The 14699-nt window shown below is 40.5% G+C and carries 11 protein-coding genes, 1 tRNA gene and 2 pseudogenes; 3 read left to right on the top strand and 11 right to left on the bottom strand.

Features of this window, described 5'->3' with window-relative positions:
- Nucleotides 1-26: 26 nt before the first annotated feature.
- From D2C78_07670 to D2C78_07705, 8 genes and pseudogenes are all read right to left on the bottom strand, one after another.
- The gene (locus D2C78_07670; GenBank protein ID QEF35726.1) at nt 27-647 is read right to left on the bottom strand and encodes a hypothetical protein; all 621 of its coding nucleotides are present in this window, start codon (nt 645-647) and stop codon (nt 27-29) included.
- Nucleotides 648-903: 256 nt separating this feature from the next.
- Nucleotides 904-2166 carry an exodeoxyribonuclease VII large subunit gene (locus tag D2C78_07675; protein ID QEF35727.1) on the bottom strand — a complete coding sequence of 421 codons (1263 nt, stop codon included), beginning with the start codon at nt 2164-2166 and terminating at the stop codon, nt 904-906.
- A gap of 12 nt (nt 2167-2178) precedes the next feature.
- The gene (gene rseP, locus D2C78_07680) at nt 2179-3240 is read right to left on the bottom strand and encodes an RIP metalloprotease RseP (protein ID QEF35840.1); all 1062 of its coding nucleotides are present in this window, start codon (nt 3238-3240) and stop codon (nt 2179-2181) included.
- Nucleotides 3240-3898, bottom strand: a pseudogene (locus D2C78_07685) (flagellar protein). The gene rseP and the pseudogene D2C78_07685 overlap by 1 nt, the downstream one beginning before the upstream one ends.
- Complete coding sequence (locus tag D2C78_07690) at nt 3891-4319, bottom strand: flagellar FliJ family protein (protein QEF35728.1); 429 nt, start codon at nt 4317-4319, stop codon at nt 3891-3893. Before D2C78_07690 ends, D2C78_07685 begins: the two are co-directional and overlap by 8 nt.
- Nucleotides 4316-5551: an adenylosuccinate synthase gene (purA, locus tag D2C78_07695; protein ID QEF35729.1), complete on the bottom strand. Its 1236-nt coding sequence runs from the start codon at nt 5549-5551 to the stop codon at nt 4316-4318. Before purA ends, D2C78_07690 begins: the two co-directional genes overlap by 4 nt.
- 98 nt (nt 5552-5649) lie before the next feature.
- On the bottom strand, nt 5650-7062 hold the full coding sequence (locus tag D2C78_07700) for an outer membrane protein (GenBank protein ID QEF35730.1): 1413 nt from the start codon (nt 7060-7062) through the stop codon (nt 5650-5652).
- 12 nt (nt 7063-7074) lie between these two features.
- On the bottom strand, nt 7075-8523 hold the full coding sequence (locus D2C78_07705; GenBank protein QEF35731.1) for an outer membrane protein: 1449 nt from the start codon (nt 8521-8523) through the stop codon (nt 7075-7077).
- Nucleotides 8524-8681: 158 nt separating this feature from the next.
- Between D2C78_07705 and D2C78_07710 the strand changes: the two genes are divergently transcribed.
- The 3 genes from D2C78_07710 (at nt 8682) to D2C78_07720 (ending at nt 11442) form a co-directional block, all read left to right on the top strand.
- A tRNA-Ala gene (locus tag D2C78_07710) sits at nt 8682-8757 on the top strand.
- 108 nt (nt 8758-8865) lie between these two features.
- Entirely contained in the window at nt 8866-9882 is a 1017-nt protein-coding gene (locus tag D2C78_07715) for an ABC transporter permease (GenBank protein QEF35841.1), read from the top strand.
- 9 nt (nt 9883-9891) lie between these two features.
- Nucleotides 9892-11442: an ABC transporter ATP-binding protein gene (locus tag D2C78_07720; GenBank protein QEF35732.1), complete on the top strand. Its 1551-nt coding sequence runs from the start codon at nt 9892-9894 to the stop codon at nt 11440-11442.
- Between the two features lie 82 nt (nt 11443-11524).
- Here D2C78_07720 and D2C78_07725 read toward each other — a convergent pair whose 3' ends face one another.
- From D2C78_07725 to D2C78_07735, 3 genes and pseudogenes are all read right to left on the bottom strand, one after another.
- Complete coding sequence (locus D2C78_07725; protein ID QEF35733.1) at nt 11525-12064, bottom strand: DUF2393 domain-containing protein; 540 nt, start codon at nt 12062-12064, stop codon at nt 11525-11527.
- Between the two features lie 6 nt (nt 12065-12070).
- Nucleotides 12071-13158: pseudogene (locus D2C78_07730) on the bottom strand (prohibitin family protein).
- Between the two features lie 20 nt (nt 13159-13178).
- Nucleotides 13179-14657: a DEAD/DEAH box helicase gene (locus D2C78_07735; GenBank protein ID QEF35734.1), complete on the bottom strand. Its 1479-nt coding sequence runs from the start codon at nt 14655-14657 to the stop codon at nt 13179-13181.
- Between the last annotated feature and the right edge of the window lie 42 nt (nt 14658-14699).

A 14699-nucleotide genomic window follows, 5' to 3' on the forward strand; every position in this document is an offset into this window, starting at 1 on the left:
CCGCTTTTGGCTAAATAGAGGCCGTCTCATTCATGCTCCATAACGATCCTAGCCTTTTTAGGCTTGTCTTTAAAGCTGATTTCATCATCGTTATCCGGTGTTATCATAAAGACTTTAATGTGAGAAGTTATGGGCGATTGTAAGAGTTTTAATTTCCAATAAGGCGTTTCTGTAAAACGCTCTCTAAACGAATTTTTTACCGATAAAATCGCTAGAATTTTGATACTATCCTTGTTGGTTTGATAAAGAATAATATCTCCATCAGGCAAAACGCTATACTCTCCAAAATGCACCAATAAAGCCCGTTTGACTTTATCTAATTCGCCATTAATGCACTTAGCCCTTAAGGTTTTATCGTTCGTCATTTTGACATTGTTTTTAATACAGAAATCTTTTAATAAAAGTTCTATGATTTTTTCTAACGCTCTTCCAACCGCGCTGACAAAGCCTTGTCTGGCCAAAATACTGGCCTCTTCCTTGCTTTTATTTCGCTTCATATAATCGCTAATCTTACTATTCAAAAAGCGTTCTTTTTCTTGCGCGTAAAAAACCTGTAAAAACTTGTAAGGCTCAGGGTGTTCTCTCATAAAATCTTTAAAACGCTCTAAAATAATATCGGCTAAACTCAATCCAAACACCTTAATCAATAGGAATCCATCAAATTATAATACAAAACTTTTTGATAATGGCTGGTGTTTTAAAATCCCTTTGGCTCTATATAAGGGATTAAGGGGAAGAGTTATTTCAAAATACCCTCTATCCTCTTAAGAGTTTTGCCATAGAATAAGTCTAAAACGATAAAACAAAGTTTTAAGAAGCAAATTTTTTTAAAAACAAACACCAATATTCACTAACCGCACTAATCGCTTAAAGTCATAAGTCTTGATAGTGATTTTCAAACCCCTACACCCTATCCACGCTCAAAATTTCAGCGCTCGCTCTGGCTTTTTCATTGTTTAATTCAATTTTATCGCCCGCTTTTAATGCCTCTAATTCTATCGCTTGATGGTTTTTGCTCACAAACGCCCCGAATTGGGGCAGTTTCAAATTGGCGTAAGCGAGTTTGAGGGCGTTTTCTAGCCTGTTTAAGCGCTCTGTTTTAGTTTGTAAAAAAGGGCTTGTGGATAGTTGGGTAGAGATTTTTTCTAAAAGCGTTTTTTTAAAGCGTAAAAATTCTAAGGTTTTATTTTCTAAAGCGATTGTTAATTTCTCTAGTTTTAAGGTGTTTAAATGGTGCTTGTTTTCAAAACTCAATCGTTTTAAAGAGGCCGCTAAATGCTCTAAATGCGCCTTTTTTTGATGGAGTAAAATCTTAAAAGAGCGGTGCAATTTCACATTAAACCCATCAAGTCTTTGCAACCATTCATCGCTATTAGGGAGCAAAATTTCCATCGCGTTTGAAGGCGTAGAAGCCCTTAAATCCGCCACCAAATCGCTCAATAAAAAATCGCTCTCATGCCCAATAGCTGACATGCTGAAAGTTTTAGCGAAATGCAATGCGTCAGCGATTTTTTCATCATTGAAAGAATACAAATCCTCCATGCTCCCTCCACCCCTAGCCACTACAATCGCATCAAAAGCGTTTTTTGTGTCATGAAAACTATCCGCATAAGCGATGCTCTCCACCACGCTTTGAACGCACCCTTCCCCTTGCATTAAGGTATTGATACAGACTAATTCGCATATCAGCCATCGTTTGGAAGCGATCTTTTGCATGTCCGCCCAAGCGGCTGAATTTTGAGAAGTGATGACTGCCACTCGTTTAGGAAAATGCGGTTTGGGTAATTTATTGGCTTCATCAAAATAGCCTTTAAGGCGTAATTTTTCTTTCAATTGCTCTAAAGCTAAAGTTAATGAACCTATCTCTTTAGGCTCTATTTCAAAGCAATTGATTTGATAATCCCCCCTTGGAACATACACGCTAATGCCCCCAAAAACAACCACTTCCTGCCCTTCTTTTAAAGCGAATTTAAGCCTATTAGCGTTCCCTTTAAACAGCACGCATCTGATGACTGACTGGCTGTCTTTGAGCGAAAAATACGCATGACCGCTCACCTTATGGATAGTCAAATTACTCACTTCCCCTTGAACCCTAACTTGCAAAAAAGTCGCTTCTAAAAGGGCTTTGATTTGCACATTGATTTCGCTCACGCTCAATACATGCACCAACTCCCCCTTTTATAGTAAACGAGTGAGGTCATTGAAAAGCCCTAAAAACATGATAAAAACCAAAAACCCCACACCCGCTAGCCACAACGCATTTTGCATGGGCGTTGGCAAAGCGATATGAAAAATATTTTTAAAAACGACCCCTAGCATTTGCGCCCCATCTAAGGCGGGGATGGGTAGTAAGTTTAAAATCCCTAAATTGATAGACAAAAACGCCCCAAACAACAAAAGCATGCTCACGCTATTGGCATGGCTTAACGCCCCCACAATGCCTATTACCCCACTCAATTCCTTAACTGAAGCGCTCCCCATAATCAAACGCTTTAAAGAATCCACGATCAAAACAACGCCCTCTTTAAACCGACTCAAGGCCTGCTTGAACGCCTGAATTAAGGAATAAGAGACAACGCCCATTTTTTGCATGTCCGGTTTAATGCCTATCGCTTTGTATTTGATGATTTCATTAGGATCATTAGATTCGTTTATTACCGCCACGATTTTAGGGGTCAGTCGTTTTTCTAAAATCTGATGGTTTCGCTCTATTTCTAAAACCAACTCGCCTTGAGAACGCGCCACTACGCTTCTAATCTCTCTAAAACTCGCTATTTTTTGATGGTTGATAGAAAGGATTTTATCCCCCTTTAACAGCCCGGCCTCTAGTGCGTTTTTTTCTAAACCGCCAATGATTGACAGTAAGACTTTTTCCCCGCTCAATGCCAGAAAAAAATACACTAAAATCGCAAAAAGAAAATTAAAAAACGCCCCCCCAAACAATATCCATAGCTTTTGGAAAGGGCTTTTTTGCGCGTAGCTATCATCCGCTTGATTAATTTCATTTTCTTCATTTTCTTCATTTTCTTCTTTATCCATGCCCTTTAATTTCACATAGCCCCCAAGCGGGATCAAAGACAAAGCGAATTGCGTGCCAAAAAGCTTAAAAAAACAGAGTTTTTTACCAAAACCAATGCTAAAGACTTCTACCTTCACCCCACAAATCCTAGCGATAGTGAAATGCCCTAATTCATGGACAAAGATTAAAAACGCCAGCGTTAAAATTGCTACAATGAACATCATACCCCTGCAGGCTCTTTGGTGTTAGGATCTTTTAGGGTTGGCTCTTTTAAAGGCATGGGCGCTATGGGGGCGTGGGTGCTGTGATTTTTTGGCTTTCTTTATTTTCTTTTGGGGGTTTTTGCCACAACTCTGTCAAAGCCGCCGCTTTTTTAGGATCCATTTTGGCTAGAATTTTGCCTAATTCTTGAGGTTTTAGCGCCATTAAAATTTCTAAGGCGTTTTGAGTGGGTAAATTTTCTAAAATCAGAGCCGATTTAGAATCTTTCATTTTAGAATAAGTCTCGCCAATCTTGCTGTCTTTAGCCTGCTTGATTTCTCTTAAAATGCCTTCGTTTTCTTCTATCAAATTTTTAAGGCGTTTTTTTTCTTCCGTTTGTAAGGTTTTAAAGGCTTCTTCTTTAGCGGCTAAATTTTTCAGTTTTTCTTCCACTTCTTTTTCTTTTTGGTTTAACAGATCGTTTTTTTCATCTAAAAGGCGGGCGTTTTCGGTTTGCAAGATCCTTAAAGACTGCTCTTTTTCGCTCAATTGGCGCAAATCGTCTTTCAATTCGGCTTTTTTAGATTCAAAAATCGCAGAGCATTGCAACAATTCTTGCGCGGCTTCTTCGCTAAAGAGCGCTTGTAAAATCAAGCCCATTAACAAGATCTTACGCATGCAAGCCCCCTTTTTGCCAGTGTAAAATCATGGCGTTTTCATCTAAAAGGGCCTGCTCTTTTTTTTCCAAAATTTCCTTTTCTTTTTGTTTTTCGTTTTCTAAAATGATTTTAGCTTTTTCTAATTCCTGGTTAGCCAAAAAATAATCTTTTTCTAAAATTTTTAAATCCTTAGTTAAATCCTCGCCCTCTTGTTGGTAATGTTCTATCTCCAATCTTAAAGCGCTTTTTAATTGCTGGGTTTGTAAAAAAAGGCTCATTCCCCCCAATTCAGGGTTTTTAAACGCGCTTAGTTGGGCTTGTTTGTCCAAAATTTCTCGCTCCTTTTGTTGCAACTCTAAACGCTTGCTTTCAAGCTTTTGCTCTATTTTTTCTAACGCAAGGGTTTTTAATTGCACCAATACAGAAGCGAATTTTTTCATAGAAAAATCGTGTCTTCTCTTTCAGGGCTTGTAGAAATAAGGCCAATTTTCACCCCCACTTCTTTTTCAATAAAACGGATATACTCTCTAGCGTTTGGCTCTAAATCGTCTAATTTTCTCACGCCCGCGCTTTTTTCCCAACCCTTAAAAGTTTGATAAATAGGCGCACAATCTTTCAAATCGCTAGGGAAAGCCTCCAATCTTTCGCCCTTTCTTTCATAAGCCACGCACACCTTAATCGCATCAATCCCGTCTAAAACATCTAATTTCATTAAAGCTAATTGCGTGCAACCATTCAAAGCGCAAGCGTATTTTAAAGCCACCAAATCCAGCCACCCGCAACGCCTTGGGCGCTTGGTTGTCGTGCCAAACTCCGCACCCTTAGTCCTTAAATGATCGCCCATGGGTGTAGTGTCTTCGCTAGGAAAAGGCCCATTACCCACACGAGTGGAGTAGGCTTTTGTGATACCTATGACTTCATTGATCGCTTTAGGGTTTAAGCCGGTGCTCACACAAGCGCTAGCGCTCGTGGTGTTAGAGCTTGTTACAAAAGGGTAAGTCCCTAAATCAATGTCTAAAAGCGTGCCTTGCGCCCCTTCTAATAGGATTTTTTCACCCTTTTGGTTCGCTTCTATCAGCATGCTTGTCGTGTCTTTGATAAAGGGGCAAATTTTTTTAGCATAAGTTTTAAAATACTCCCTCAAATCTTTTTCGTAATCCTCGCCCAAACCATACGCTTCTTTAAAAAGCTCAATGGCTTTGAAATGAGCGTTTAGCTTTTCTTCTAAGATTTTATCATCTAATAAATCCCCCATTCTTATCCCGCTCCTGGCCATTTTATCCTCATAACAAGGGCCTATGCCTTTTTTAGTCGTGCCGATGTTTTGAGACTTTTCTTTAAAAGCGTCTTTTTTGGCATGATAGGGCAAGATCACATGGGCTCTGTCGCTGATAAACAAACGATTTTCTAAATCCTCAAACGCGCTGATTTCTTCGCACAAATCCTTAACGCTCACGACCACCGCGCTAGAAATGATGTTCTTGCATTTGGGGTATAAAACCCCTGAGGGCATTAAATGTAAAGAATGCTTAACCCCCTTATGCACAATGGTATGCCCGGCATTGTGCCCGCCTTGATAACGCACCACAAAGTCATAATCTTTAGCGATCCTATCCACAATTTTTCCCTTCCCCTCATCTCCCCACTGGATCCCCACAACGACATCTGCCATAAAATATTATCCTTAAAACAAAGTAGATTGGATGGTTTAAAAGCTTGTTAGAATACCAAAAAAAAGTAAAAAGCCTCTTTATAAGCCCTAAAAAGAGCTTAAAAACCTATCGTGTAATTGATATAGAACGCATACAAACGCCTGTAATCCACATCAGCCCCATTGGCCCTCAAATACCTTTGATTGATAGCCGGGATTTTCACGCCAAATTCCATACCATGCTGAATGCTTTGAGACGCACTCAAAAACCGGCGGTGCATGGTGCTGGCAAAATGAGCCCTTAAGCCCAAATTAAATAAAAATTGGAAATTCGTGGGAGTGGGGTATTCTTTAAACGAGTTTTCAATTTGACCTCTTAAAGAGCTATCCCAAGTGTTACCCGCTATTTGAATGCCTCCAAACACCCCCACATTCAAGGACTGATCGCTAAAAACCCTTCTAAAGATATTCCATAAAAAGTCCGTGCCAGCGCCATAAGTAAAGATATTCGCCTTAACAGCGCTGCTAAGACTGCCCAATTGCGTAAAGCCATAATCAAAGAAAGCGTAATACCGTAAGCCTATATTCCTCTTGTTCCCAAAAAATTGCTTATAGCCCATTTGAATACCAAAGCCATTAATAACCCCATGCTGAGAGCTTTTGCCTGGCCCAAATTGGGGTAGGTATGGCTCATCGTAATTATTTAGCATTCCTCCTAGCTGTTTTAGATTCTCTTGGTAAGTAGCGATTCGATCCGAGATGGTTTTCACATCCTTTTGAAGCATGGCCCCTGCACCACCGCTCTTATTCAAGCTTTCTGCGATCTGGCTTAGCTTTGCTGAAGAAGTGTCATTAAAAAGCTGCATTTGGGCTAAAAGCCCTTTTAAAAACACCGAATTACTATCTAAATTCACTCTCGTGAGCGCATTTAAAAGCGCCACGCTTTCCGTGGCTAAGAGACTGAATTCGCTTTGAGAGCCATAAAGAACTTTTATAATCCCCACGTATTCAGGAACGACTCCATTATTGCTGCCATTATTACTATTATTAACCAAATTATACAGCACATTACTCAAATACACTTGCAAGGCTTGAACGCTATAAGCGTTTTTATTCGTTTCAAAGCGTCGCTCAATTTGGGGGAGTATTTTTTTAAACTGGGTTAATTCTGCGTTGTTGTTGCCAACAGTTGCATTAGTATTGACAATTTGATTGCCTATCCCTAAAAGAGCGTCCATGGTCGTGTTTGTCGCTAAGGTTAAAAGCCCGTTACCCCCTGCCATACCCACGCCCACTTGGCGGAAATCATCAATGACATTATTCCTTAGGGTGCTGCCTTTGTTATTGATATTTTGTTGCGCACCGCCGATTTGATAGCCCACTCCCATGTAAAAGCCATCGTCTTCAGCTAACGCCATGCTTAAGGGAAGGCTAAAAAGCAGAGCGGTTTTTAAAAGCCCTTTTTTGAGCGCTTGGTATTGACCTTTTTTCATTCTTGTATTCTTTATCTCTTTTGTATTGGTGTTTTTCATCAATAGCCTTCCTTAAAAACCGACTGAATAGCCCACATAGAAGCTAAAATTCCTCATATAGCTTGCGCTTGAGCCTTGGGTTGCAAAATATTTATGAGCGATAACAGGGATTTTCACCCCAAATTCTATCCCTTGGTCTAACCTGTGCTTATTGAAATTGGTTTTTGCAAAGTTGGTGCGCACGCCCAAATCAAACAAAAACTGGAACGAACTGGACTTGACATCAGGCCTTTGCCCGCTCAATAGGTTCGTTACATTCGTGCTCCAAGTTTGCCCTGCGATTTGAGCGCCAAAGAAAAGGCCGATTGTAGTCCTTTCCCTCCTTCTAGAGCGTTCATACACATTGTATAAAAAATCCGTTCCTACCCCATAAGTAACAAGATTCGCTCCCACTTTTAAATTCGTATCGCCAAAATTCGTATAGCCATAATCCAAAAACCCGTAATACCTTAAGCCGATATTTTTCTTATGGGTGAAAAATTGTTTATAGCCCATCTTAGCCCCAAAGCCGTTCATGCTCGCTGACTGGTAATCTTTGAGCGAAAAGAGGTTAGGGATATAAGAAATCTTATAAAGAGAACTAGCCGAAGATTCAAACTGACCTAATACCGCATTAATGATGTTTATGGTTCTGTCTAGCCCTTTCTTATAAATAAGCTGACTCCCAGTAAAACAAGACGATGCACCGCTGCAGATATTTTTTTCAATAAAACTCCCTAACCCCAAAGTCTCACGATCCAAAGAAATCCCGCTCTTAATCAAAGCATTCAGCTCGCTAACCGTAGAATTAGCCCCTATCAAGCCCGTTTGCGAAGAAAAATTTTGCATGCCTGTGGCAATATCGCCCACACTCACGCCATTATACGCTCCATTAGTCCCGTCCGCACCTAAAAGCATGACTTTCATGATGTTTTCGTATAGCTGTCCGTTATTGTTTTGTTGGATTTTGCTCAAATCCACCTGCCCTAAAGCTAAAACAATATTTTGAGCCACCAAGAGCATGCTATCAGTGATACCGATTTGTTCTTTCCCTACATCCACCACCAAAGGCTTAATGACACCTTCTGAAGCGTATTGTTGGGATAGATCTAATAGTTTTCCTAAAATCCCTAGAGATTGCTCTAAATTGACTAAGGCTGGGTTTGGTGTGCTTTGTCCGTTTGGCTGTGATGGTTGCGCATTGTTTTTCAGGCTTTCACTCAAAAGAACTTTTGTTTTATTCCCTAAAATATCCAAGTAGTAGGATAAGGGGATAGCAGAAGTTTGCAATCTCACAGCCCCATCTCTAATCAATTGCTTTAATTCTTGCGCTTGGGTAAAGCCTGGATTTTTCAATTCCTGTCTGGCCAAACTCGTCTGGTAATCTATGACAAAAAACGCCCCATCTTCTTCAGCGTCACACAAAGACATGCCCGCTAGTAAGGAAAGAGCGATCGTTTTTTTAAAGGAGTGGTTTTTCAAAAATATCCTTTTTGCTTTGATAAGTGATTTTACTTAATCCATAAAAGAAACTTTCTAATTTTAAGATAATCATTCTTAATTTGCTATTAAGTGTTTCAAAAAAGCATCAAATTGACATCTTTTAAGCAAAATGTTATAATGATCGCTTAATTTTATTTGGGGTGTTAGCTCAGTTGGGAGAGCGCAACGCTGGCAGCGTTGAGGTCAGGGGTTCGAACCCCCTACACTCCACCATTATTACGCTTATTCTCTTTCTTTAATGGATCAAACCCATTTTCTTGCTAGTATTACCCATAATTAATTATAATCTTAGGAATTGTTTTTCATCAAGGGAGTTTGAGCGTGAGCAGTTTGTTTAAAATGCGTATTCTGAGTTTCAAAAAGAATAAGCGGGCGGTGTTTTCACTCTATCTTTTTATCGCTTTATTAGCGCTTTCTCTTTTAGCCCCCTTGTGGGTGAATGATCGCCCCTTATTCATCTATAAAGATCATAAGGCGTATTTCCCTATGTTTAAAAACTATGCGGAAGTGGAGTTTGGAGGCGATTTTTTCACCCCTACGGACTATAACGATCCTTATGTGCAAAACACGCTTTTAAAAGACGCTTTCATCATCCATGCGCTCATCCCTTATAGCTACGATACGATCATTATGGATTTAGACTCGCCTGCCCCCACCCCCCCAAGCTTCAAACACCTTTTAGGCACAGACGATCAAGCCAGAGATGTGTTAGCCAGGCTGGTTTATGGCTATCGGGTTTCGTTAGTGTTTGGGATTTTACTCACCCTTTTTAGCGTTCTTATTGGCGTGAGTTTGGGAGCGTTTCAAGGGTATTATGGAGGGTTAGTGGATTTATTGGGGCAAAGGCTGAGCGAGATTTGGAGTGCGATCCCCATGCTTTTTTTACTCATTGTGATTTCTAGCGCGTTTAATTCTAATTTTTGGATCATTTTATTTTTAGTCTTGCTCTTTAGCTGGATGGGGCTTTCTCAAGTCGTGCGCACGGAGTTTTTAAAAGCAAGAAACATGGACTACACCAAAGCCGCTAGAGCGCTTGGGGTGAATGATTTAAAAATCATTTTCTACCATGTTTTACCCAACGCTTTAGTGGCAACGATCACTTATGTGCCGTTTTTAATGGCGGCTAGCATTTCCACTTTAGTGTCTTTGGATTTCTTGGGTTTTGGCACGCCTATAGGGAGCGCGAGTTTGGGCGAATTGGTCAATCAAGGTAAGGATAACCTCACCACGCCCCATTTAGCCATCGTTGCGTTTGTAGCCATTAGCTTGTTGCTTTCTGTTTTGGTGTTCATTGGCGAAGGGGTGCGCGATGCTTTCAACGCTAACATGCTCAAATAAGGGGGTTACATGCTAGAAATCAAAAACTTGAACTGCGTTTTAAACGCGCATTTTTCGCTCCAAAACATCAATATTTCGTTAAATCCTAGCGAAAGGGTGGCAATCGTGGGCGAGAGCGGGAGCGGGAAAAGCTCTATCGCTAATATCATCATGCGTTTAAACCCCAGATTCAAACCCCATAATGGCGAAGTGCTGTTTGAAACAACCAACCTTTTAAAAGAAAGCGAAGAATTTATGCAGCATTTAAGGGGAAATATTATCGCTTACATCGCTCAAGACCCCCTATCCAGCCTAAACCCCTTGCATAAAATCGGCAAGCAAATGAATGAAGCCTATTTTTTACACCATAAAAACGCTTCTCAAACGCTCCTTAAAGAAAAAGTTTTAAACGCCATGAAACAAGTCCAATTAGACGAAAAATTTTTGGATCGTTACCCTTATGAATTGAGCGGAGGGCAACGCCAAAGGGTGTGTATCGCTATGGGCATTATTAATGCACCCAAACTGCTCATTTGCGATGAGCCTACCACCGCGCTAGATGCGCAAATCCAAAACCAGATTTTAGACTTACTCAAGCAATTGAGCGTGGAAAAAAACATCGCCCTTTTGTTCATTAGCCATGATTTAAAAGCGGTCAAACGCTTGGCTGATAGGGTTTATGTGCTAAAAAAAGGCGAAATAGTAGAAACCAATTCCACTAAAGATCTTTTTAATGACCCCAAGCACGAATATTCAAAACTCTTGATTCAAGCTTCAAACTTGCCCGCTAAAAATTTAAAAGCACTAGATGAAACGCTTTTAGAAGTGAAGGATTTTAGCGTTTATTACTTGCAAAAACGCTTTTTTAGGCCTTCTTTAAAAAAACCCCTTATCGCATCAGTCAATTTTTCCCTCAAAGCCAAAGAAAACATCGGCATCATTGGCGAAAGCGGGAGCGGGAAAAGCTCTTTAGCGTTAGGGCTTTTAAAACTCGCTTTAAATAGCGGGGAAGAAAAGATTTTAGGCCAAAGCGTGGGGCCTTTAAATTCTAAGGCGTTCAAACCCTACCGCAAGATCTTGCAAATGGTGTTTCAAGATCCTTACGCTTCATTAAACCCTCGCTTAAGCATTCAAAGCATTTTAATAGAAGCTCTGCGCTTTGCTTACCCTAAGGCTTCACAACAAGAATGGCATCATTTAGCTGAACTTTGCTTAGAAGAAGTGTGCCTGAATTCTGAATTGCTTAACTTTTACGCTTATGAACTCAGTGGAGGGGAACGCCAAAGAGTGGCGATCGCTAGAGCGATTGCTTTAAAACCTAAAATCATTCTTTTAGATGAGCCCACTTCTGCTTTAGATAAAAGCATTCAAAAAAGCGTGTTGGAATTATTGTTGGATTTACAAGAAAAGCAAGATTTGAGCTATTTGTTTATCAGCCATGATTTAGATGTGATCAAAGCGTTTTGCGATAAGGTGTTAGTGATAAGTGAGGGGAAAGTCGTAGAAATGGGCGCTATTAAAGAGGTGTTTGACAACCCTAAGCACGCTTATACGAAGCGTTTGTTGGAATCCAGGCTTTAAAGCTTTATTTTAAAATTCATGCCTTTAAGCGTTTTTAATCGCTTTTTAATGAATGTTATCTTGGGTGTTATCTTTTAGTTTTCTACAAACAAAACAAAGAAACTTGATAAGGGGTCGTTTTTGAATAAGGGTAGTTATCAATGAAAAATGAAAAGACCTTGGATTCTTTGGGCAAAATCTTTTCTTTAAAGGTTTTTTCATAGCTTTTTTTGACAAACCATTTAAACGCATGCTCTTCTACAAAATTGTGAGGGTTTTTAAGCACTTCTAGGCGTAAAACGCATTTGTTTAGAGTAAATTTGGAATTGTTTTTGACTCCCACTTGCAAAGAAAAGGCGTTGCTATAACTTAAAGGGTTAGCGTGTAAGATGCGTGTTTCTATGGGGTAAATCGTTTGAGTGAGTAAAACATTCAAAACAAAAGGCATGCTTAAAAACGCGCCCAAAAAAGCTGCTGTTGCTATATAGCTAGCTAAGCGGTTTCTTAAAAGCAGAGCCAAAAGGAGCAAAACCGCACAAAAAAGGATTAAAACGCTCGCTATTAAAACGCTGATTAAAGTCGCCTGGCTTAAAAATCCCTTAAAAGACTCCAAAAAAGCTTGGATAAAGGCAAGAGACGCCATGCGTTTTTAAGGCTCTTTACTCTCGGCAATACTAGATTTAACCTTGCTTTTAGTGTCAATCCAAATGTTAGGCACAGCCCCGCCTGGAGTGAGCATGATTTGAGCGTTGTTATTCGTTTTTAACGCTTCATTAAACTGGCCTTGAACTTCAATTTGGCGCAGCCTTAAAAGCTTGTCGCTCAAGCTTTGCGAAATGCTTAAATTAGCTTGAGATTTCGCCTTAGCTTCAATCACGATCGCATCCGCCACGCCCTGAGCCTTAATCCTGTTAGCGTCCGCTTCCCCTTTAGCCAGAGCGGCTTGTTTTTGAGCTTCTTGCTTGGAGCGCTCCACCTCGTATTTTACTCTTTCTGATTCTTGGCGCGCGATTTGGACTTTTTCAATTTGCTCTTTGATCTTAGCGGGCAAGACGATTTCTCTCAATTGGATAGAGCTTAATTCCACAGGGGTGTTGGGGAGCTTAGAAACTTCTTTATTGATACCGCTATTAATCAAAGCGGCGATTTCATTGCGCTTAATGGGTAAATCTTCAGCCGGGTAGCGCCCCACGACAGAGCGCACCACATCGCGCACCACAGGGTTGATGATTTTTTGCTCCCAAGATAAGCCATAAGTAGCGATCGTTTGGGGGTGGTTTGAGGGTTTAGGCGGTATTGCACGGTGAGTTCAATAGAAACGGTCAAGCCCCTGCTATCCATCACATTAATAGCGTCGTTTCTAAAAATCCCCTGGTTTTTACCCGCCACGCCCATGTCTTCGGTGCGTGAAAAATTGATATTCCTGATCCTTGTATCCACAATGAGAATGTCTTGAATGATAGGCACAAAGAAGTGGATTCCTGGCTGTAAGGGGGTGGGTTCGTATTTCCCGGCGGTGATTTTAATGCCAATTTCTCCTGAGCTGATCACTTCAAAAGGCTTGGCCAAAAAAGCGATAACGCCTAAAAGGACAATAACAATTAAAACCGATAGTTTTTTAGAATTAAAAGAGTTAGACGGCGGAATGAAACGCCCCCCATTATTAGGCGTGTTGGGCGTGGGGGTTTCTCTTTGAGAATTTTTCTTTTTTAAATGTTCGTTCAAATCAATGGGCATGAATTTCCTTTTTAAATATTTTAACGGCGTTTGGGTTTTTTAGAATGGTGGTTCGTTTTAGGGTGTCTGTCTCTGTGCTGACCCTTTTTGAAAGAACGCGCTCGCTCATGCGGGTGCGTTTTTTTGTTAGGGGTTTTTGGCGTTTTTTCTTTAGGGTTTTGAATCGCATCAATTTCTTGCTGGTTTAAGCCAATTTTGCTGGTTTCAAACTGCAAACTCAAAAGTTTTAAAACCAATTGAGACGGCTCAAAAATTTCGGTAAGCTGTTCATAAAGGCTGATGATCCCTTCAGACACTTTAGCGTCATGCAAGGTTTTGATGATCTGATTTTCGTTAATGGTGGGGATTTCAAAAAGTTCAATCTCTGAATCAATTTCTTTTTGCATGCGTAAAAGCTCTTTGTATTCTAAAGGAGTTACTAAAGTGATCGCCATGCCTTTTTTGCCCGCTCGCCCGGTTCTCCCAATGCGATGGATATAGCTCTCGGTGTTTAGGGGCAAATGGTAATTGAACACATGGCTTACACCGCTAATGTCTAGCCCACGGCTCGCCACATCCGTAGCCACTAACACGTCAGCGTCATTTTTTTTAAACGCCATGATAGAAGAGCGGCGATCCCTTTGATCCATATCCCCATGCAAGGCGGTGCTTTTGTAATTTTTAGAAGCAAGGAATTGGTGCAATTCATCGGCTTCTTTTTTAGTGCGCGTGAAAACAATGCTCTTTTTGGGTGCTTGGGTGTCTAAAAGGCGCATGATCGCTTCAGATCTTTCATGTTCGTTGATCACATAAAAGCGTTGGGTGATGTCGGTGTTGGTGATATTAGAAGGAGCGATATGGATTTTAATAGGGTTTTCTAAAATCTTATCCGCTAGTCTTTTAATCGGCTCTGGCATCGTGGCTGAAAAAAGCAAGATCTGCGCTTCGCTAGGAAGGTAGTCAAAAATCTCTTCAATGTCGTCTAAAAACCCCATATCTAGCATTTCATCGCTTTCATCTAAAACGACCACTTTAGGCACAAATTTATGGATGCGTTCGTTTTTTAAATGATCCAACAATCTTCCTGGTGTAGCGATCATCACTTGGGGGTTTTTCTTAATAAATTCGCATTGTTTTTTAACGCTCTGGCCTCCATACACGCACACGGTTTTAGTCCTGGTGTGTTTGCCCAATTTGAAAATCTCATCGCTAATTTGCATGGCTAATTCTCTAGTGGGCGTGATCACTAGGGCCTCTATGGTGTGGTTGTTTTTAAGATTGTTGATAATGGGCAGAGCGAAAGCGGCGGTTTTTCCTGTGCCTGTTTGGGCTTGTGCGATGACATCTCGGCCTTGCAAAACAGCCGGAATGGCCTTTTCTTGAATGGGGCTTGGGGAAGTGAAACCGGCTTCATAAACGGATTTTAAAACCGATTCTTTTAAGCCCAAATCATTAAAACTCGGCTTATGATAAGCGTCATCATCAATTTCTGTAGGGAGTGGTGGTTGATTCAATTCCATGGGAGATTCATACCTCAATTTAATTTGAAACTTTATAAAAAG

The sequence above is a fragment of the Helicobacter pylori genome, from assembly GCA_008032935.1.
GTDB classification, from domain to species: Bacteria; Campylobacterota; Campylobacteria; order Campylobacterales; family Helicobacteraceae; genus Helicobacter; species Helicobacter pylori_CX.